Below are 18,437 nucleotides of genomic sequence, written 5' to 3'. Positions count from 1 at the left end.
ACCAGGATGCCTGTCATCGTCAATGAATACGAACTGAGCGACGCCGAGATGGCAAAGGAACTGGCCGCCCGCGATGCCGATGACCAGGACCTGCAGTCGGCCATGACCACCCTGGTGCTGCGCCGGCTGCTGCTGGAGGAAGCGCAGCGCCTGCAGCTGCAAGGTGAGGACGACGATGCGCGTATCGAGCTCCTGCTGCAGCGCCAGGTCAGCGTCCCGCAGGCCGGCGAAGAAGAATGCCGACGCCAGTACCAGGCCACGCCTGAACGTTTCATCATCGGGGCGCTGGCGGAAGTGAACCATATCCTGTTCCAGGTCACCCCGGAGGTCGATCTGGCGGCCCTGCGCCTGCGCGCAGAATCGGTGCTGGAGCACCTGCTGGCGCAACCGGAGGACTTCGCCACGCAGGCCGCAGCGCTGTCGAACTGCCCCTCCGGCGCACAGGGCGGCAGCCTTGGGCAGATCGCCCGGGGCGCCTGCGTGCCGGAATTCGAACGGGCCGTCTTCGCCGCCACACCACAGGGCATCATCCCGCGCCTGGTGGAGACCCGCTTCGGCCTGCACATCGTCCAGGTGGGGCGCAAGCTGGACGGCACGCGCCTGCCCTTCGAGGCGGTGCGCGAAAACATCGCCCAGGCCCTGCAACGCGCCGCCCATGACCAGGCCCTGCGTCACTACCTGCAGCAACTGGTGGGCGCTGCCCGCATCACTGGCGTGCAACTTCCCGGCATGACATCGCCGCTGCTGCAATAAGGAGCCTGCATGTCCTCGTCCGTCCCACCTTCCGGCCGCCCGGCCCTGCTGGATCGCTTCGGGCGGCGCATCGACTACCTGCGGCTGTCGGTCACCGACCGCTGCGACCTGCGGTGCAGCTATTGCATGCCCAAGGGCTTTTCCGGTTTCGAGGAGCCGGCCAACTGGCTCGACTTCGACGAGATCACGCGCGTGATCGCCGCCTTCGCCCGACTCGGCGTAGGGCGCATACGACTCACCGGCGGCGAACCGCTGATGCGGCGCAGGCTGCCCACGCTGGCCGCGCAATTGTCGGCCCTGCCGGGGGTGGAGGAACTGTCGCTGTCCACCAACGCCACGCAGATGCACAAGCACGCAAGGGCGCTACGGGCGGCCGGCGTACAGCGCATCAACGTCAGCCTGGATAGCCTGGATCGCGCCTGCGCGGCGCAGATCACCGGACGCGACAGCCTGCAGAGCGTCATGGCGGGACTGGCCGCCGCCAGGGATGCCGGATTTACCCCCATCAAGGTCAACATGGTGGTACTGCGCGGCGTCAATGAACATGAAGTGCCACGCATGGCGGAGTTCTGTTTCGCGCAAGGTTTCATCCTGCGCCTGATCGAAGCCATGCCCATGGGCGAGACCGGTCGCAACAGCGGCGTCGTCGCGCTTGGTCCGCTGCGCGATGCACTGGTGGCCCGCTTCGACCTGCAGCCCCTGGCCACCGAGCTGGGCGGTGGCCCGGCGCGCTACTGGGGCAGCGCCGATGGTCGCTGCACGCTGGGTTTCATCACACCCATGAGCCAGCACTTCTGCGCCACCTGCAACCGCGTGCGGCTCTCGGTGGACGGCACGCTCTATCTCTGCCTGGGACAGGAGGCGCGCCTGGAATTGCGTCCGCTGCTGCGCGCCGGCATCGATGATGGCGGGCTGGAGGAGGCGATCCGCCTGGCCATCGAACTCAAGCCGGAGCGCCATGAATTCAGTCAGGCATCGCACAAGATCATCCGCTTCATGTCGCAGACCGGCGGCTAGGGCGCCAGGACCGGCAGATCCGGCAGATCCGGCACGATCTGCACGATCTGCACGATCTGCACAAAGATTGACCTGGACCCGGTGTTTTAGTCCGGCCAACGGCCTAGACTGCCGCTTCCCTGGCTAGCCCTGGAACCTTCCATCATGCCCGCTCCCTCCCTGGCCCTGCTCCCCAACCCGCTGCCGCCCCACAAGCGCCTGACCTTCCGCATCCTGCTGATGACCCTGGTAGGACTAGGCCTGACGATGACGGCCATCGGCTATACCCTGCTGCTGTCCTGGCAACTGGAGGGCGGCGGCACCGTCATCAACGAGGCCGGCAGCCTGCGCATGCGCTCCTACGAACTGGGCCTGGCGATGGAAACCGGCCACGAGCGTTCCGACATCCAGCACCACATCGAACGCTTCAGCCAGATCCTGGCGCTGGTGCAGACCGGGCAGGCGGGTGAACCCAGCTTCGTGCCGGCCACCGGTCCCATTCACGAACAGCTGCTGCACGTGCAAGATCAATGGCAGCAGCGCATGCAGGTCCATGCCCGCACCGTGCTGGAGGCGGACGACCCGGTACTGCGCCAGCAGGCGCTGGATCGCTACCTGCAGGAGCTGCCCGACTTCGTGGGTGACATCAACCTGCTGGTGGCCTATGTGGAAGCAGACCTCACCGGCAAGACCACCTGGCTGCGGCTGTGCCAGACGGCGCTGATCTTCCTGGCGCTGGCGGCGAGTATCGCGGTGCTGTATCTGCTCTACCTGTGGATCGTCGGCCCGGTGCGGCGCATGCAGGCAGGCATTGCGCGCATGTCGCAAAACGACCTGGATGTGCGACTGGCGGTGGAGAGTGAAGACGAGTTCGGCCAGCTGGCCCAGGCCTTCAACCAGATGGCCGACCATGTGCAAGGCGTACACCGCACGCTGGCAGAGCGCGTGGCCGAAAAGACCGCCCGCCTGCGCGAGCAGAACGAAGAAGTCGGCACGCTCTACGAGATCACCGACTTCCTCTCGGGCGCGCATACCATCGAAGCCCTGTGCGATGGCTTCCTCAAACGCATCATGCAGCGCATGCAGGCCGATGGCGGCACGGTGCGCATCCTCGACGAGCGCGGCAATCTCTATCTCACGGTGCAGGACGGCATCTCGGACAAGATCATCGATGAAGAACGTTGCATCAAGGTCGATGACTGCCTGTGCGGCGCAGCTACCCGGCAGGGGGTGATCCTGGTACGCGATTTCCGCGAACTCGATGCACAGCGGCGCTACCGCTGCCAGGAAGAAGGCGCGCTGTCGCTGGGCATCTTCCAGATCCTGGTGCGGGAACAGGCCATCGGCAGTTTCTCCCTGCATTTCCTGCAGGAGCGCAGCATCGACGGCGACGAGCGCCGCCTCCTGGAAACCCTGGGCCGCCACCTCGGCGCGGCCATCGAGAACCAGCGCCTGATCGCCCGCGAAAAGGAATTCGCCATCGCCCACGAACGCAACCTGATGGCCCAGGGCCTGCATGACAGCATTGCCCAGGGACTGAACTTCCTCAACCTGCAGGTGCAGATGCTGGAGGATTCGCTGGCGCGCGAGAACCTGGCCGAAATCCGCGAGATCGCGCCCATGCTGCGCACCGGCGTGCAGGAAAACTATGAAGACGTGCGCGAACTGCTGCTCAACTTCCGCAGCCGCCTGCAAGACAGCAGCCTCGACTCCGAAATGCGCAAGTCGCTCGACAAGCTGCAGCGCCAGACCGGCCTGCAAGGCGCCATCACCATCAGCGGCGACGGTCCGCCGCTGGCGCCGGAACAGCAGTTGCAGGTGCTGTTCATCCTGCAGGAGGCGCTGTCCAATATCCGCAAGCATGCCCACGCCAGCCGGGTAGACATCGCCGTCACCAACGGCCGCGACTTCTGCCTGACGGTGCGCGACGACGGTCACGGCTTCCAGCTCGACAAGGCCAGCGCCAAGGGCGCCGACCATGTGGGTCTGCGCATCATGCAGGAACGCGCCGACCGCCTGGGCGCGCAACTGCAGATCGACAGCCGGCCCGATGAAGGTACCTGCGTCACCATCCGCCTGATGCGCCAGGAACGCCTCGTGGCCTGAAGCCATCCCGGAATCTTTGCAAGGAACCGCCCCACCATGCCCGCGCCCATCCGCATCCTGCTCGTCGATGATCACACCCTGTTTCGCAGCGGCGTACGCCTGCTGCTGCAACGCCATCCCGAATTCGAGGTCGTCGGCGAGGCCGTCGATGGTCTGGACGGCGTCAAGCGGGCCCGCCAGCTGCAGCCCGATGTGGTGCTGATGGACCTGAACATGCCCGGCCTGTCGGGTCTGGAAGCGATGCAGCTGATCGTGGAAGACCTGCCCGACACGGCTGTGCTGATGCTCTCCGTCTCGGAAGAAGCCGACGATCTCAGCACCGCCCTGCACAATGGCGCCGCCGGCTATCTGCTCAAGAACATCGAGGCCGAGTATCTGGTGCAGGCCATCAAGCGCGCCGCAGCCGGCGAACCGGTGATTTCGGAGGCGATGACGGCCAAGCTGGTGATGCAGTTCCGCGCCGCCCACCAGACACCGGCCCCGGTGGCGGCCGCCCGCGACAGGCTGACCGCCCGCGAACGCGAGACCATGGCCTGCGTGGCCCGTGGCGAGAGCAACAAGGAAATCGCCCGCACCCTGGACGTGGCCGAGAGCACGGTGAAGATCCATGTCCAGAACATCCTCAAGAAACTGAAGCTTTCCAGCCGGGTACAGATTGCGGTGTATGCTGTGGAACACGGTCTGGACAAAACGCCCTGAGCGGCGTACCTTACCGCTCCCTGTTTCATGCCCCTGGCCGCACGTCCGCTCCGCCCGGGGCTGCGCTCCCGAAAGAAAGCATATGCAAAAGATCACCTTCCCGCTGCAGGGCCATCCCCATGTCGAACTGAACCAGCTGCTCAAGCTCTGCGGCCTGTGCGACAGCGGCGGCGCCGGCAAGCAACTGGTCGCCGAAGGCCACGTGCGGGTCGATGGCAAGCCCGAAAGCCGCAAGACCTGCAAGATCACGGTCGGCCAGAAAGTCAGCCTGGGCGATGTGCAGATCACCGTGATCGCCGAATGAAGAGCGCCACGCAGGTCGGGGAAGTGCTGGACTTCTGGTTCGGCGAAGGCTGGGAGGCCATGCCGGCACATCAGGTGGCCGAGCGCCAGAAGAAACTCTGGTGGAGCAAGAACCCGGACATCGACGCCCAGTGCCGCAGCCGCTTCGAAGCGCTGGTGCAGCAGGCTGCAGCCAATGCGCTGGATGACTGGACCGAGGATGCGCATTCCATGCTGGCGCTGATCCTGCTGCTGGACCAGATGCCGCGCAATATCTACCGCGACACCCCACAGGCCTTCGCCTTCGATGAACTGGCACGCCAGTGTACGCATCTGGCGCTGGCCATGGGGCTGGACCAGGAACTGCCCCCGCTGGCACGGGTATTTCTCTACCTGCCGCTGGAACATGCGGAAGACCTGGATGACCAGCAATACGTGGTGCAACTGATGACGGCCCTGGCCAAATCCGCCAGCGGCGAGGACAAGGCGGCCTTCGACGGCTATGCCGACTATGCGCGACGCCACCTTGCGGTGATCGAGCGCTTCGGCCGCTTCCCCCATCGCAACCGCATCCTCGGGCGGGATTCCACCGCCGAGGAAGCGCAATTCCTGACGCAACCCGGCTCATCCTTCTGAAGTTTTCGATAGCGGGCCACTGAAAACGCTTCCCGGTGGAAGCACCCAGGCGTTTTCCCTACACTCGCGGCTTTCTTTTCGGATGGCCGCATGCAAACCCGTTGCGCAGGTTTCTCGATGATGGAAGTGCTGGTGGCCATGCTGGTCATCGGCACCGGCGCGCTGGCCCTGGTGATGCTGCAAATGCATGCCCTGCGCAGCAGCGCCGAGAGCGCCCAGCACGCCAGCGCCACGCTGCTGGCGCAGGAGTTGGCCGAACTGCGGGCGGCCACCCTGCCTACTTCCTTCACATCGTCCACCCCGGGCGCGACCGATCCCTACCTGTTTTCCATCCCCGCCGGCCGGGCCCCGCCAGCCCGCGCTGATTGCGACCTGGCCGCCTGTTCCCCTGCCGCCTTCGCCAACGCCGCCATCGCCGACTGGGCCGCGCGGCTGACGCGCGAACTCCCGGAAGCCCGGGCCACGGTCTGCCGCGATGCCCACCCGACGCCGCAGGACCAATGGTCCTGTGAAGAGGCCGCCACAGCGCCCGTGGTACTCAAGCTGGGCTGGCGCCGCAGCGCGGTGGCGGCCACTGCCACAGCGGCACGCGCCCCCTTGCTGACGCTGGTGCTGGGGCGCTGACCATGATGACCAGGCAAGTTCGCCGGCAGCGTCATCGGCAAGACGGCCTGACCCTGATCGAACTGATGATCTCCCTGGCCGTGGGCCTGCTGGTGGTGCTGGCAGCCGGTGTGATGTTGCAGCAGGCACGCAGCGTCTACCAGGACATCGACGACCACGGACGCGTACAGGAAACCGGCCGGCTGGCGCTGGAACACCTGCAGCAGGCCCTGCAACAGGCCGGCCACCTGCCCTGGGAAAACCTCGCCGACCACGCCATGCCCACCCGCCAAGGACTGCGCGGACTGGACGACAGCCGCCAGGCCGAGCTGCTGGACCCGGCCACCGGCAGGTTCGGCAGCAGCAGCGGTGATGGCGTCAACCACAGCGACCTGCTGATGCTGGGCTTCTTCGGCGCGCCGCGTGGCAGCCGCAGCGAGGTGGTCAACTGCAGTGGCGCCGAGGCCCCGGTCGGACCGCTGCAGGAAGCGGCCCGCAGTTGGGTCATCTACTACATCGCGCCCGGCACCGGTGGTGAGGCGGAATTGCGCTGTCGCTACCAGGGCAAGAACGGCAACTGGACCTCCGACGCCATCGCTCGCGGCGTGGAGGCCATGCAACTGCGCTACGCCATCGACAGCGATGACGACGGCGCACCGGACCGCTGGCTGGATGCCTCGGCCATGCCCGCCGATGGCTGGCAACGGGTCATGCTGGTCCGCATCGCCCTGCTGGTGCGTGGCACCCAGCTTCGACCGGCGGCGGATGATGCGCCGGCGCGCAGCTTCGACCTGTTCCCGCCCGGTCGCCATGCCGACCCGGGCTGGCGCGTCACCGAAGAGGACGGCGAGCAGCGACGGCGAGCCGTCTTCCGCACCACCGTGATGCTGCGCAACCTGAGCACCGGAGCAATGCGATGAATATCCACTGGCCCCTGATGCGCCTGCAGACCCGGCATCCATACCGCCACCAGCGCGGCGCCACGCTGATGATCGCGCTCATGCTGCTGAGCCTGCTCCTGCTGCTGGGTGCGGCCACCACCTCGCTGCTGCTGCTGGACGAACGCGCCGCCCGCAATCACCGCGATCACGCCCAGGCGCGGCTGGCGGCAGAGGCCACGCTGGAAGACGCCTGCGACGACATCGCCCGGGTCCGGCGCATCGATCCCGCGACGTTCGCATCCCCGCTGGAGTGCCGCACCGATGCAGACGGGCTGGGGCTGTGCCTGGGCCGCCCCGAACGCAGTGGCTGGCTGCCGGCACAACTGGTGGGCGCCCGTGCCACGGCGGCGGCCTATGGCCAGTTCACCGGACGCCGCTTGCCCAACAGCCAGGGCAGCACCTCCCCTCGCTATCTGATCGAACGCCTGCCCGGGACCGCCGGCAGCCCTGCCCCGGGGATGCCGACACAGGCACCGGCGCCGGTCTATCGCCTCAGCGCCGCGGGTTACGGCCGCAACGGTGCCATGGTCGCGCTGCAGGCCGTGGTGCGCCTGTCGGATGGCGAGGCATCTGCAGCATCCGCAGCCTCGGGCTGCCGCTGGCTGGCCTGGCGCACCCTTTATCTACCTTCACATGAATGACATGAAACTTCGGACTCGCCACCTCAAAACGCCGTCGTACGGCTTCACCCTGCTGGAAATCATGATCGTGCTCGCCATCGTGGTAATACTGGGTGGCATGGGCTGGAACGGCTATCGCCACATCATCCAGAAGGCAGGCCGCTCCGAAGGCCGTGCCGCCCTGCTGCAGTTGCTGCTGCAAGAGGAGCGCCACTTTTCCCACCAGCACCGTTACCAGGGCTTCACGGCGGGTAGTGGCACGGGCGGTTTCAAGTGGTATTCCGGCGCCACGCCCGAGACCAGCGCCTATGCCCTGTCGGCCCGTGCCTGCGACGGCGAAACGCTGTCCACCTGCGTGCTGCTCAAGGCCAACCCGGGCGCGGAAGGCGTCAATCGCAACTATGGCGACACCGAGTGCGGTGCCCTCTATCTGGACAGCCGGGGTGGTCGTCGCGCCGATGGCAAGGATTGCTGGTGAGACCCGCGCATCCACACGGGCGTCACCGAGGGTTCACGCTCATCGAGCTGATGGTGGTCCTGCTGATCGCCGGGCTTGTGTTGGCAGCCGGCGTACCGGCGTTACAGAACCTGTCCAATGAACAGCAACTGGTGACGGCCGCCAACGAGTTCTTCCACAGCGTCCAGCTGACCCGCTCCGAAGCCCTGCGCCATGGTCGCCGCGCCGAGATGCGGCCGGTCGCCGGCGACGACTGGCACAGCGGCTGGGAAATCATGGTCGGCGAGCACGTCGTCTCGCGCCGGCAGGCCCTGGCCAGCACCATCTCGGTGGCCTACACCACGGGCGGCGAACTGGTGGCCTACCAACCTGGCGGCCAGCCAGTGACGCGGGGCAGCTGGTATTTCAGCCATGACGGGCAGGAGCGGGTGGTGGTGATCAATTTCCTGGGAAGAGTACGCGTCTGCTCCCCCGGGCGGGATGCCCAATGCAGCAGGGCCGGCAATGAGTGAGGCCTGCGCCGGCGCAAGGACGGCTGCACAAAGCCGTGTATATTGACGGGCATCCGGCCCGCCGCACGGCGGCCTCCTCCGTTTGCCCAAGCCATGACTCCTACAGAAGACCCGCTCTACCAGTTCGACATCGAGAATGACCAGCAAGCCATGGCCCTGGCCCTGATCCAGGCCGGCTTCGGCATGCTCGACACCACCCCCAACCCCCGTGTGGGTTGCGTCATCGTCAAGGACCGCCGCGTCATCGGCGCCGGCTTCACCCAGCCGCCTGGCGGCAATCACGCCGAAATCCAGGCCATGGCCGATGCCGCCACACGCGGGGCCGATATACGCGGTGCGACCGTCTACGTCACCCTGGAACCCTGCAGCCACTTCGGCCGCACCCCACCCTGCGCCGACGCCCTGATCCGTGCCGGCGTGGGCCGCGTGGTGGCCGCCATCGCCGACCCCAACCCGCTGGTGGCCGGGCAGGGCCTGGCACGCCTGCAGGCGGCCGGCATCGAGGTGGCCTGCGGCATGCTGGAAGAGGATGCCCGCGACATCAACATCGGTTTCCTGCACCGCATGCGCACCGGCCGCCCCTGGGTCCGCATGAAGAGCGCTGCCAGCCTGGACGGCAAGACCGCCCTGCACAATGGCGTGAGCCAGTGGATCACAAGCCAGGCCGCGCGCGACGACGGCCACATCTGGCGCGCCCGCGCCTGCGCCATCATGGCCGGCATCGGCACCATCCAGAAGGACGATGCGCAACTGAACGTGCGTGCCATCGACACCCCGCGCCAGCCGCGTCGCATCGTGGTGGACAGCAAGCTGATCGTCTCGCCCGAGGCACGCGTGATCCAGGGCGGCAACACCTGGGTCTTCACCGCCACCGACGACCGCGAAAAGCGCGCCGCGCTGGAAGCCGAAGGCGCCGAAGTGATCCTGCTGGCCAATGCCGAAGGCAAGGTCGACCTCGACGGCCTGCTGCGCGAACTGGGCCAGCGCCAGATCAACGAACTGCACGTGGAAGCCGGCGCCAAGCTCAACGGCGCCCTGATCCGCGCAGGCTGCGTGGATGAATTGCTGGTCTACCTGGCCCCCGCGCTGATCGGCGAAGGCCGCAACATGTTCGAGCTGCCACCGCTGGAAGACCTGTCGGGCAAGATCGGCATCCGCTTCCATGAGGTCAAGCAGGTCGGGCCGGATTTGCGTATCCTTGCACGTTTCGAATAATCGACTCCCCACTTTTTCTGCATCAGGACCGCACCATGTTCACAGGTATCGTCGCCGCCGTCGGCACCATCACTTCCGTCACCCCCCTGGCCGCCGGCCCCGATGCCGGTGTACGCCTCACCATCGATGCTGGCGCGCTGCCCATGGGCGACGTCGGCCTGGGCGATTCCATCGCCCTCAATGGCGCCTGCATGACCGTGGTCGAAAAGACCGCCACCGGCTTCACCGTCGATGTCTCCCGCGAAAGCCTGCGCCTGACCGCCGGCCTGGACGCCCCCGGCGAAGTCAACCTGGAAAAGGCCCTGACCCTGGCCGAGCGCCTGGGCGGCCACCTGGTTTCCGGCCATGTCGACGGCCTGGGCCAGGTGCACTCCTTCGAACCGGTGGGCGAATCCCGCGAACTGATCGTCGATGCCCCCAAGGCGCTGGGCAAGTACCTGGCCTACAAGGGATCGATCGTGGTCAACGGCGTGTCGCTGACGGTGAACCGGGTCGAGGACCTGGCCGATGCCTGCCGTTTCTCGATCAACCTCATCCCGCACACGGTGGAAGTGACCACCCTCAAGCACCTGAAGGCGGGGAGCAAGGTCAATCTGGAGATTGACCTGATTGCGCGGTATGTGGAGCGCATGCTCTCCAGCGGCAAGGCCTGAGTTTCCGGCTTCTGTCCGAAGCCTTTATTTCCTGCTGCCCTCCCCGGGCAGCAGCGTCCCAATCAATATCTCCGCCATTTCCTTGAGCCGTTTCTCGTCCTGATAGACGCGCTCCAGCACCACCAGTCCCCGTGTCATGCAGACCACCATGCGGGCCGCTTCGCGCGGGGTCATGCTCAACTGGCTGCGGGTGTCCGGCCGGTCGAAGCGCTCCAGCAGGACCGCTTCCATGTCATCCAGCAAACCCCGGATCACGGCGCGGATCTGTTCTTCCTTGCCTTCCTCGCTCAGGGCCGTCTTGGTGCTCAGGCAGCCCCGCGAGGGCTTGCCGGTGCGCATCGAGCGGAAGATGTAATGCAGGAACTGGCGCAGGGCCAGGCGCGGGTCTTCCTGCGCCAGCGCCTGGCGCAACTGCGCCAGGTAACTGTCGCGGTAACGTCCGAAGACGTGCAGGAACAAGGTTTCCTTGTCGCCATAGGCGTTGTATAGGGAACCGCGCTGCACGCCGGTGGCCGCCGCCAGGTCCTGCATGGTGGTGGCGGCATAGCCCTTCTGCCAGAACACGGCCAGCGCTTCCTCGAATACCTCGTCCTCGTCGAATTGTCTTACGCCGGCCATCCCGGTCTCCTGTTGTTGTCGATACGATGCACACATTAAACCCATTCTTGACGCTCATGTCAATTTTGACTAGAGTGTCAATATTGACGTTAATGTCAAACATCGCACCCGACTACGGTGCCCATCGGTCAACTTGCAATCCACGTTGAATCTACTTGAACAGGCAGGCCATCATGCATTCACAAAACCCTGTGGGTGACCCCTCCCACGCCACCCACGCCACACATGCCACCCACGCGCCCTCCGCTACCCGCGCCGAGGTCTGGCGCTATATCTTCGCCGGGCTGTCCGCCAGCCTGGTCAGCATCGGGCTGGCCAGGTTCGGCTTTACGCCGCTCATTCCCGAGCTGATCCATCAGCACTGGTTTTCCACCTCCAGCGTGATCTACCTGGGTGCCGCCAATCTGGCCGGCTATCTGATCGGCGCGCTCATCGCCCGTCCCATCGGCGGGCGGATCGGCAACCAACGCGCGCTGCGGCTGATGATGCTGCTCATCACGCTGACCTTCCTGGCCTGTGCCTTCCCCTTGTCGCTGGCCTGGTACTTTGTCTGGCGCCTGCTCTCGGGTGTGGCCGGCGGGGTGGTGATGGTGCTGGTGGCCGGGACCATCCTGCCGCACGTACCGCCGGCCAGCCGGGGTCGCGCCAGTGGTGCGATCTTCCTCGGGCTGGGGCTGGGCATCGCTGCGACCGGTACGCTCATTCCGCTGCTGCTGGGCATGGGGCTGCGTGTCACCTGGATCGGGCTGGCAGTGCTGTCGGCCGTGCTGAGCGCGGCGAGCTGGTTTGCCTGGCCGCCGGTACAGGGCCACAAGAGTGCAGCTGCTACAGCGCACCCGGCGCCACGACACGTGACCACGGCCAACTGGCGCATCAAGCTGCTGTTTGGGCAATACGCGCTGATGGCGGCTTCGGCGGTGGCACCGATGGTGTTCCTGGTGGATTACATCTCACGCGGGCTGGGCATGGGGACCGAATATGGCGCGCTGTTCTGGGTGCTGTACGGTGTCGGCGCTATCGTCGGTCCGCCGCTGTATGGCTGGGTGGCGGACAAGGCTGGTGCGCAGAATGGCATGGCGCTGTTCAGCGTGGTGCAGGTGGCGATGCTGGTGGGTGTGTACCAGAGCGACAATCATCTGCTGCTGGGCCTGTACACGCTGGTGATCGGGATGTTTGCGCCGGGCATGGTGCCGTTGGCAGTGGCCCGGGTGCATGAGCTGTTGCCGCACCATCCGGTGCAGCAGAATCTGGTGTGGAGCCGCGCCACGGTGTTTTCGGCGGCCCTGATGGCGCTGGCGGCCTATGGTTTCTCGGCGCTCTTCAACCTGGTGCATGGCCAGCATCGCCTGATGTTCCTGGGCGCGGCGGTCATGGTGCTCATCGCGCTGTTGGCCGAGTTCGCCCGGCTGGCCGATCCTGCCGGCACCTGCCAGGCGGCCTAGCCGCCCCCCCCACGATGCGCCGCTCAGGAAGCAGCGGCGGCGCGTCGTTCCAGCAGCTCGGCAATACTGCGCTTGACCTTGTCGCTGGCCGCCGGGCCTTCGGCGATGATGTGGGTCTTGGGGGTGATGGGCTTGCCGGTGTTGGCATCCACCATCATGGGGATGGCCTGTTTGCCGGTCTCGATGTCGGTCAGGATTACGGCCGCACCTTCCGGGGCGAAATGGGTATTGCCCCATTGCAGCAGGGCCAGCAGCACCGGGCGGAAATCGCGTCCACGCGGGGTCAGGTGATATTCGTAGCGCGGCGGGCGTTCGGAATACTGCACCTTCTCCAGCAAGCCCTGCTCCACCAGCCCGGCCAGGCGGCGGGTCAGGATGTTGGGGGCGATCTCCAGGTGCTTCTGGAATTCATCGAAGCGCGACAGACCATAGAAGGCATCGCGCAGGATCAGGATGCTCCACCACTCACCCACGCGGTCCAGCGAACGGGCGATCGGGCATTGCATGTCATCAAAGCGCTTGCGCTGCATGTGGGGTTCTCCAGCTTTACTCAGGTTCTCAAGTTCTCAGGGTGGCCGCAGCAGGGCATTCCTGCGTGCGACCCGCATTGTGCCGCATTGTGACACGCCGGGCCGCCCTGCCCTCAATGCGCATCTGCCGAGGGCGCCTTGGGCGGTACCACCTTGCGCATCAGCGGCACCATCAGGGTGGCGATGATGAAGCACACCATCACGGCCAGGAAGGCGTCCGAGAAGGTCATGGTCTGCGCCTCGCGATAGGTCAGTTGCCACAGCTGGCGCAAGGCGGCGGCCTGCCCTGCCAGCGCGTCACCCAGTTGCGTGCTCAGGGCATCGCCCACTGCCCCCTGCCACTGCAGCATGGATTCGCTGGCGCCGTTGAGATGCTCGGCCAGGCGCATGAAGTGCAGGTTGGTACGGTCGTTGAGGATGGTGGCGCATAGCGCAATGCCAATAGCGCCGCCCAGGTTGCGCATCAGGTTGAACAAGCCCGAGGCGAACTTCAGCCGTGCCGGCGCCAGGCCGCCCAGAGTCAGCGTCACCGTCGGCGGCACCGCCAATTGCTGGGCCACGCCGCGCAGTGCCTGCGGCAGCAGCAGTTGCGCCCAGCCCCAGTCATGCGTGATCGGCACGAACTGCCACATCGACAGCGCAAACAGACCCAGCCCGAGCATCATGATCCAGCGCAGGTCCATGCGTTTGGTCAGCCAGGCATACAGCGGGATGGACATGATCTGGAACACGCCGGTGGAAAACACCGCCAGCCCGATCTGCAAGGCGCTGAAACCGCGCACCCGGCCCAGGAACAGCGGGGTCAGGTAGATCGTGGCGAAGATGCCGATGCCGGTGACAAAGGAAAAGAAACAGCCCAGCGCGAAATTGCGGTCCTTCAGTGCCCGCAGGTCCACCACCGGTTCGGCGGCCGTCAGGCTGCGCCAGACGAAGAGCACGCCGGCAATGCCCGCCACCCAGGCGGTGGTGGCGATGACCGGGTCGCCCATCCAGTCCCAGCGCGGCCCTTCTTCCAGGGTGTATTCGAGACAGCCGAGGAATAGCGACATCAGGATGATCCCCGGATAGTCGGCCCGCCGCAGCAGCGACCAGTCCGGCAGGTCGATGCGCACCAGGCGCGGCACGGTCAGGGTGATGAAGATGCCCGGCAGCAGGTTGATGAAGAACAGCCAGTGCCAGCTGTAGTGATCGGTGATCCAGCCGCCCACGGTGGGGCCCAGCGTAGGCGCCAGCGAGGCGATGGCACCGATGGTGGAGGCGGCGATGACGCGCTGCTTGTTGTCGAAGAAGGCGAAGGCGGTGGTGAAGACGGTGGGGATCATCGACCCACCCAGGAAACCCTGCATGGCGCGGAACACGATCATGCTCTGGATGTTCCAGGCCAGCCCGCACAGCAGACTGGTCAGGGTGAAGCCGGCGGCCGAGAAGGCGAACAGCCAGCGCGTGGACATGGTGCGCGTGAGCCAGCCCGAGAGCGGGATGACGATGATCTCGGCGATCAGGTAGCTGGTCTGTTCCCAGGTGGTTTCATCATTGCCGGCCGACAGGCCGCCGCCGATGTCGCGCAGCGAGGCTGAGACGATCTGGATATCCAGCAGTGCCACAAACATGCCGATGCACATCACGCCAAAGGCGAAGACCTTGGCGGAAGTCGTCATCTGCGACGGCTGGATCAGTTGCCCCGCCGCTGCCGCGCTGGCGCTCATGATCCCTGGCTCCGGTGGTCGACCCGCGCCACCACCGACAGGCCGGGGCGCAGCGCATCCAGCGCCGCATCGGCCTGGTCGAGGACGATGCGCACCGGTACCCGCTGCACGATCTTGGTGAAGTTGCCGGTGGCGTTTTCCGGCGGCAGCACGCTGAACTGGGCGCCGGTGGCCGGCGCCACGCTGGCCACCCGACCATGGAAGACCCGGCCCGGCACGGCATCGGCCTCAATGGTCGCGGGGTCACCGGGCTGGATGCCGGCCAGTTGGCTTTCCTTGAAATTGGCGTCGACCCACAGGCCGTGGGCCGGCACGATCACCATCAGCTGGCTGGCCGTGGCCGCATAGGCGCCGGCACGGGCGCGGCGGTTGCCGACCACGCCGTCGATGGGCGCACGCAATTCGGTATAGCCCAGGTTGAGGCTGGCTGCTTCGCGCTCGGCCATGGCCTGGGCCAGGCCGGCTGCCGCCTGCTGCTGCTGGGTATCGATCACGGCCAGTTGGCGCGTGACCACGGCCAGCCCGGCCAGGGCCTTCTGACCATTGGCAGCGGCCTGGCGGTAATCGGCCGCGGCCTTCTGGGCCGCCTGCACCGACACCGCCGCCTTGTCCACCAGCCGCTCGAAGCGGCGATCATCGTCCTGGCTGCGCACGATCTCGGCCTGGCTGGCGTCCACCGTGGCCTTGGCCTGCGCGATCAGCGCCGCCTGCACGGCACGGGTGGCCTCCAGGTTGGCGAGTTCGGCCTTGCGGGCGGCCACGGCGCCATCGGCGCGGGCCAGCGCGGCGCGGTAGTCGCGGTCATCCAGCCTGGCCAGCAGGTCGCCGGCATGCACCACCTGGTTGTCGCTCACCGCCACGGTAGCGATGTAGCCCGGCACCTTGGCACTGATGACGGTGATGTCACCGCCAACATAGGCATCGTCCGTGTCTTGCTGGTAACGCCCATGCTGCCACCAGTGCCAGCCATAGAAGGCCAGCGCCAACGCGGCCACGCCGGCCACCGCCAGCCCCAGGTGGGCCTTGCCCGTCATCCGTTTGCGCACAGCCGGTGGATTGCCGTCGGGTGAGAGGGGATGGGCCATGGAACAACTCCTTGCAAGGATCGGTGGATGGAGAAAGAAAATGGGGAGTGACACATCAGCAACAGGCGAAAGACGGGAGCGGGATCACCACATCGGGAACAAACCAGTTGCTTTCACAATGAAAGTGACTTTACACTAGCAACTATCAATTTGCAAGTAACTCATCGAACCCCACGAAAGGCCAGCGCATGCAATCCCGCCCCCGCCCCCGCTCCCTGAGCCTGCTCGCTCTCCTGGTCGCCACCACGCTGAGCGCCTGCGCCGTCGGCCCCGATTACGCCAGCGGCGATACCCCGGGCGCGGTGCTGCCGGCCCGCTATGCCCATGCCGGTGCGGCGGCGCAGGCCGATCCACAGGCCTCCATCAATCAGCAGGCCTCCAGCGAGGCGCTGCGCCAGTGGTGGTCCGGTTTCCACGACCCGGTGCTGGATCGCATCATCGATCGCGTGCTGGCCCAGAACCTGGATCTGCAGGCCGCCCTGTCCCGCGTCGAGCAGGCCCGTGCGGTGGCACAACTGGCCGATGCCGCCCTGCTGCCCAGCGCTGACGCCAACCTGCAGGTGCAGCAGCAGCGGCAGTCGCTGCGCAGTCCACTGGGCCAGATCGCCAGCAACTTCCCGGGTTACGAGCGCAACCACACGCAATACGACCTGGGCGTCGGCGCCAGTTGGGAAATCGATCTCTTCGGTGGCTTGCATCGCCAGCGCGAAGCCGATCTCGCCAGCGCCGAGGCCGCCGCGGCCGATGGCCTGGGCGTGCGGATATCGCTGGCCGCCGAAGCGGCCGATGCCTATTTCCGGCTGCGTGGGGCGCAAGCGCGGCTCCAGGTGCTGGAACAGCAGATCGCCGCCGAGCGCCAGTTGAGTGAACTGGTGGCGCTGCGGCTGCAGGATGGGTTTTCCAATCGTCGAGAACTGGCCCAGGCGCAGGCCCGGCTGGCCGGCGCGCGCGCCGCGGTCACACCGGTACGCGCCGAGATCGAGGTCCAGCGCAATCGGCTCGATGTCCTGATGGGAGCGGCGCCCGGCAGCCTGGCGACCCAGTGGACCAGCGATGCGCCGACCATGGCCGCCGCCCCCTCCCTGGAGGCCCTGCCGGCACCGGCCCAACTGCTGCGCCGCCGTCCCGATGTGATGGCGGCCGAGCGCCGGCTGGCGGCATCGAACGCCCGTATCGGCGTGGCCATGTCGGAGTACTACCCCAAGCTGTCCTTATCGGGCTTGCTGGGTTTCGAGAGCCTGTCGCGCTTCGAACTCTCCGAGCGCACCCTGCAGCCCACGGCGGTAGCGGGCCTGCGCTGGCGCCTGTTCGATTTCGGTCGGGTGGATGCGGAAGTGGCGGCGGCCAAAGGCGCCCATGCGGAAGACCTGTCGCGCTTCCGCCAGGCCATGCTGAAAGCCACCGAGGATGTGGAAAACGCGCTGGTCAACGAGAGCGAAGTCGACCAGCGGCGCCTGGCCCTGCAACAGCAGAAGGCGGCCAGCGAGGAAGCCTTGAGAGCGGTCACCGAGGCCTTCGACCATGGTGCCGAGAGTCGCGTGGAAGTGCTGGAACAGACGCGCCAGTTGCTGGCCGCGCAGGACCAGCTGATCGTGGCCGAGGCAGACTCGGCACGCGCCAGCGTGGGCCTGTATCGGGCCCTGGGCGGTGGTTGGTAGCGTGACGAGCGGTGGGTCGCAGTCAGTGACGGGGAGCCGTCGGCCTCAGCCGAGCATTTCCCTGATCACCGCCTGGCACACCGGACTGGCCGCATCGGCCAGCGGGAACAGCACCGTGTAGTGATGGGTCTGCGGTACCACGTGATGGGCCACCACCTGCGACCAGCAGTTGGCCATCACCGCGGCCTGCAGATGGAATTGCACCGTCTCCTGCTCACCGATGATGGTGTGTACGCGGGTACTGGCCGGGCCAGCCTGCAGCACCGGGCTCAGTGCGTCGGCACGGGCGACATCCAGCGTCAGGGCGCGGTTCAGCGAAGTGAGAATCAACGGCACCAGATCGAACACGCCACTGATTGCAAACACTGCCTGCACCGCTTGTGCGCCAGGCTGTGCCACCAGTTGTGCCGCCACGAAGGCCGCCAGATGCCCGCCAGCCGAATGACCCATCAGCGAGATGCGCGCCGGATCGATCTGCAGCTTGTGCGCCATGCCCCTGATCGATGCCAGGCAGGCATGCACCTCATCCACCATGTCCTCGATACGCGCCTGCGGGGCCAGCGAATAGTTGATCACCGCCACGCTGATGCCGGCCTGCACATAGGGCGCAGCGATGAAGCCGATGTCCTGCTTGTCGCCACCCTGCCAGTAGCCACCGTGGATGAACACCAGCAAGGGACGCTCGCCACCATCGGCGCGGTAGAAATCGAAACGCTGCAGCGGCCCGCTGCCATAGGCGATATCGGCCTCGGTCAGCAACGTGCCGGCAATGGCGGCGGTGGCCTGCTGCCATTGCTGCAGGACCTGCGGAAAGTCCGGGAAGGCCGCCTTGAGGTTGTAACCTGCTTCGCAGTCGGCTTCAGGGCAGAGGACGCGGCGGGTGGTAGTCAACGATTGGGGCGCGGGCATTATCTTTTCCTTAAGG

At 66.3% G+C, this 18,437-nt stretch carries 20 protein-coding genes; 15 read left to right on the top strand and 5 right to left on the bottom strand.

Annotated elements, in window-relative coordinates; genetic code table 11:
• Nucleotides 1–6: 6 nt before the first annotated feature.
• The 13 genes from BTM36_RS05895 to BTM36_RS05835 all read left to right on the top strand — a co-directional run bounded on the left by BTM36_RS05895 (nucleotide 7) and on the right by BTM36_RS05835 (nucleotide 10,473).
• Entirely contained in the window at nucleotides 7–753 is a 747-nt protein-coding gene (locus BTM36_RS05895) for a peptidylprolyl isomerase (protein ID WP_077235554.1), read from the top strand.
• A gap of 9 nt (nucleotides 754–762) precedes the next feature.
• The gene (gene moaA, locus BTM36_RS05890) at nucleotides 763–1,770 is read left to right on the top strand and encodes a GTP 3',8-cyclase MoaA (protein ID WP_077235553.1); all 1,008 of its coding nucleotides are present in this window, start codon (nucleotides 763–765) and stop codon (nucleotides 1,768–1,770) included.
• Between the two features lie 144 nt (nucleotides 1,771–1,914).
• On the top strand, nucleotides 1,915–3,855 hold the full coding sequence (locus BTM36_RS05885) for a type IV pili methyl-accepting chemotaxis transducer N-terminal domain-containing protein (RefSeq protein WP_077235552.1): 1,941 nt from the start codon (nucleotides 1,915–1,917) through the stop codon (nucleotides 3,853–3,855).
• 36 nt (nucleotides 3,856–3,891) lie between these two features.
• On the top strand, nucleotides 3,892–4,554 hold the full coding sequence (locus BTM36_RS05880) for a response regulator transcription factor (protein WP_077235551.1): 663 nt from the start codon (nucleotides 3,892–3,894) through the stop codon (nucleotides 4,552–4,554).
• 82 nt (nucleotides 4,555–4,636) lie between these two features.
• Entirely contained in the window at nucleotides 4,637–4,858 is a 222-nt protein-coding gene (locus BTM36_RS05875) for an RNA-binding S4 domain-containing protein (RefSeq protein WP_006464284.1), read from the top strand.
• Complete coding sequence (locus tag BTM36_RS05870) at nucleotides 4,855–5,472, top strand: DUF924 family protein (protein WP_077235550.1); 618 nt, start codon at nucleotides 4,855–4,857, stop codon at nucleotides 5,470–5,472. The genes BTM36_RS05875 and BTM36_RS05870 overlap by 4 nt, the downstream gene beginning before the upstream one ends.
• A 90-nt stretch (nucleotides 5,473–5,562) precedes the next feature.
• Entirely contained in the window at nucleotides 5,563–6,096 is a 534-nt protein-coding gene (gene pilV, locus BTM36_RS05865) for a type IV pilus modification protein PilV (protein ID WP_077235549.1), read from the top strand.
• 2 nt (nucleotides 6,097–6,098) lie between these two features.
• Nucleotides 6,099–6,995 carry a PilW family protein gene (locus BTM36_RS05860; RefSeq protein ID WP_077235548.1) on the top strand — a complete coding sequence of 299 codons (897 nt, stop codon included), beginning with the start codon at nucleotides 6,099–6,101 and terminating at the stop codon, nucleotides 6,993–6,995.
• Nucleotides 6,992–7,657 carry a PilX N-terminal domain-containing pilus assembly protein gene (locus tag BTM36_RS05855; RefSeq protein ID WP_077235547.1) on the top strand — a complete coding sequence of 222 codons (666 nt, stop codon included), beginning with the start codon at nucleotides 6,992–6,994 and terminating at the stop codon, nucleotides 7,655–7,657. The genes BTM36_RS05860 and BTM36_RS05855 overlap by 4 nt, the downstream gene beginning before the upstream one ends.
• 1 nt (nucleotide 7,658) lies before the next feature.
• Nucleotides 7,659–8,114: a type IV pilin protein gene (locus BTM36_RS05850; protein ID WP_077235546.1), complete on the top strand. Its 456-nt coding sequence runs from the start codon at nucleotides 7,659–7,661 to the stop codon at nucleotides 8,112–8,114.
• Entirely contained in the window at nucleotides 8,111–8,605 is a 495-nt protein-coding gene (locus BTM36_RS05845; RefSeq protein WP_168189748.1) for a GspH/FimT family pseudopilin, read from the top strand. Before BTM36_RS05850 ends, BTM36_RS05845 begins: the two co-directional genes overlap by 4 nt.
• Nucleotides 8,606–8,698: 93 nt before the next feature.
• A complete protein-coding gene (gene ribD / locus BTM36_RS05840; RefSeq protein WP_077235545.1) occupies nucleotides 8,699–9,820 on the top strand; it encodes a bifunctional diaminohydroxyphosphoribosylaminopyrimidine deaminase/5-amino-6-(5-phosphoribosylamino)uracil reductase RibD in 1,122 nt (373 codons plus the stop codon).
• Nucleotides 9,821–9,855: 35 nt separating this feature from the next.
• Nucleotides 9,856–10,473: a riboflavin synthase gene (locus BTM36_RS05835; RefSeq protein ID WP_077235544.1), complete on the top strand. Its 618-nt coding sequence runs from the start codon at nucleotides 9,856–9,858 to the stop codon at nucleotides 10,471–10,473.
• A gap of 24 nt (nucleotides 10,474–10,497) precedes the next feature.
• On the opposite strand, the gene BTM36_RS05830 is transcribed toward BTM36_RS05835, so the two are convergent.
• Nucleotides 10,498–11,091, bottom strand: coding sequence for a TetR/AcrR family transcriptional regulator (locus tag BTM36_RS05830; RefSeq protein ID WP_077235543.1), 594 nt, complete (start codon nucleotides 11,089–11,091; stop codon nucleotides 10,498–10,500).
• A 173-nt stretch (nucleotides 11,092–11,264) separates the two neighbouring features.
• On the opposite strand from BTM36_RS05830, the gene BTM36_RS05825 reads away from it, so the two are divergent.
• Nucleotides 11,265–12,533, top strand: a complete 1,269-nt coding sequence (locus BTM36_RS05825; RefSeq protein ID WP_077235603.1) for a YbfB/YjiJ family MFS transporter — start codon at nucleotides 11,265–11,267, stop codon at nucleotides 12,531–12,533.
• Between the two features lie 23 nt (nucleotides 12,534–12,556).
• Here BTM36_RS05825 and BTM36_RS05820 read toward each other — a convergent pair whose 3' ends face one another.
• From BTM36_RS05820 to BTM36_RS05810, 3 genes are all read right to left on the bottom strand, one after another.
• A complete protein-coding gene (locus tag BTM36_RS05820) occupies nucleotides 12,557–13,063 on the bottom strand; it encodes a helix-turn-helix domain-containing protein (protein WP_077235542.1) in 507 nt (168 codons plus the stop codon).
• A gap of 113 nt (nucleotides 13,064–13,176) precedes the next feature.
• Nucleotides 13,177–14,769, bottom strand: a complete 1,593-nt coding sequence (locus tag BTM36_RS05815; RefSeq protein ID WP_077235541.1) for a DHA2 family efflux MFS transporter permease subunit — start codon at nucleotides 14,767–14,769, stop codon at nucleotides 13,177–13,179.
• Nucleotides 14,766–15,854 (bottom strand): HlyD family secretion protein, encoded by a 1,089-nt coding sequence (locus tag BTM36_RS05810; protein ID WP_077235540.1) that lies wholly within the window; start codon nucleotides 15,852–15,854, stop codon nucleotides 14,766–14,768. The genes BTM36_RS05815 and BTM36_RS05810 overlap by 4 nt, the downstream gene beginning before the upstream one ends.
• Nucleotides 15,855–16,042: 188 nt before the next feature.
• On the opposite strand from BTM36_RS05810, the gene BTM36_RS05805 reads away from it, so the two are divergent.
• Complete coding sequence (locus BTM36_RS05805; protein WP_077235539.1) at nucleotides 16,043–17,512, top strand: efflux transporter outer membrane subunit; 1,470 nt, start codon at nucleotides 16,043–16,045, stop codon at nucleotides 17,510–17,512.
• A 45-nt stretch (nucleotides 17,513–17,557) separates the two neighbouring features.
• Here BTM36_RS05805 and BTM36_RS05800 read toward each other — a convergent pair whose 3' ends face one another.
• Nucleotides 17,558–18,421, bottom strand: coding sequence for an alpha/beta hydrolase (locus BTM36_RS05800; RefSeq protein WP_174616814.1), 864 nt, complete (start codon nucleotides 18,419–18,421; stop codon nucleotides 17,558–17,560).
• Between the last annotated feature and the right edge of the window lie 16 nt (nucleotides 18,422–18,437).

The sequence above is a fragment of the Herbaspirillum sp. VT-16-41 genome, from assembly GCF_001994935.1.
Classification (GTDB): domain Bacteria; phylum Pseudomonadota; class Gammaproteobacteria; order Burkholderiales; family Burkholderiaceae_D; genus Herbaspirillum; species Herbaspirillum frisingense.
The sequence above is the reverse complement of the archived record's forward strand: the minus strand, read 5'-3'. Positions and strand labels throughout refer to the sequence as shown.

Excerpts from the sequence above, each read along its gene's own strand:
- BTM36_RS05895 (WP_077235554.1), top strand. The coding sequence starts at position 7 with ATGCCTGTCATCGTCAATGAATACGAACTGAGCGACGCCGAGATGGCA.
- moaA (WP_077235553.1), top strand. The coding sequence starts at position 763 with ATGTCCTCGTCCGTCCCACCTTCCGGCCGCCCGGCCCTGCTGGATCGC.
- BTM36_RS05885 (WP_077235552.1), top strand. The coding sequence starts at position 1,915 with ATGCCCGCTCCCTCCCTGGCCCTGCTCCCCAACCCGCTGCCGCCCCAC.
- BTM36_RS05880 (WP_077235551.1), top strand. The coding sequence starts at position 3,892 with ATGCCCGCGCCCATCCGCATCCTGCTCGTCGATGATCACACCCTGTTT.
- BTM36_RS05875 (WP_006464284.1), top strand. The coding sequence starts at position 4,637 with ATGCAAAAGATCACCTTCCCGCTGCAGGGCCATCCCCATGTCGAACTG.
- BTM36_RS05870 (WP_077235550.1), top strand. The coding sequence starts at position 4,855 with ATGAAGAGCGCCACGCAGGTCGGGGAAGTGCTGGACTTCTGGTTCGGC.
- pilV (WP_077235549.1), top strand. The coding sequence starts at position 5,563 with ATGCAAACCCGTTGCGCAGGTTTCTCGATGATGGAAGTGCTGGTGGCC.
- BTM36_RS05860 (WP_077235548.1), top strand. The coding sequence starts at position 6,099 with ATGATGACCAGGCAAGTTCGCCGGCAGCGTCATCGGCAAGACGGCCTG.
- BTM36_RS05855 (WP_077235547.1), top strand. The coding sequence starts at position 6,992 with ATGAATATCCACTGGCCCCTGATGCGCCTGCAGACCCGGCATCCATAC.
- BTM36_RS05850 (WP_077235546.1), top strand. The coding sequence starts at position 7,659 with ATGAAACTTCGGACTCGCCACCTCAAAACGCCGTCGTACGGCTTCACC.
- ribD (WP_077235545.1), top strand. The coding sequence starts at position 8,699 with ATGACTCCTACAGAAGACCCGCTCTACCAGTTCGACATCGAGAATGAC.
- BTM36_RS05835 (WP_077235544.1), top strand. The coding sequence starts at position 9,856 with ATGTTCACAGGTATCGTCGCCGCCGTCGGCACCATCACTTCCGTCACC.
- BTM36_RS05830 (WP_077235543.1), bottom strand. The coding sequence starts at position 11,091 with ATGGCCGGCGTAAGACAATTCGACGAGGACGAGGTATTCGAGGAAGCG.
- BTM36_RS05825 (WP_077235603.1), top strand. The coding sequence starts at position 11,265 with ATGCATTCACAAAACCCTGTGGGTGACCCCTCCCACGCCACCCACGCC.
- BTM36_RS05820 (WP_077235542.1), bottom strand. The coding sequence starts at position 13,063 with ATGCAGCGCAAGCGCTTTGATGACATGCAATGCCCGATCGCCCGTTCG.
- BTM36_RS05815 (WP_077235541.1), bottom strand. The coding sequence starts at position 14,769 with ATGAGCGCCAGCGCGGCAGCGGCGGGGCAACTGATCCAGCCGTCGCAG.
- BTM36_RS05810 (WP_077235540.1), bottom strand. The coding sequence starts at position 15,854 with ATGGCCCATCCCCTCTCACCCGACGGCAATCCACCGGCTGTGCGCAAA.
- BTM36_RS05805 (WP_077235539.1), top strand. The coding sequence starts at position 16,043 with ATGCAATCCCGCCCCCGCCCCCGCTCCCTGAGCCTGCTCGCTCTCCTG.
- BTM36_RS05800 (WP_174616814.1), bottom strand. The coding sequence starts at position 18,421 with ATGCCCGCGCCCCAATCGTTGACTACCACCCGCCGCGTCCTCTGCCCT.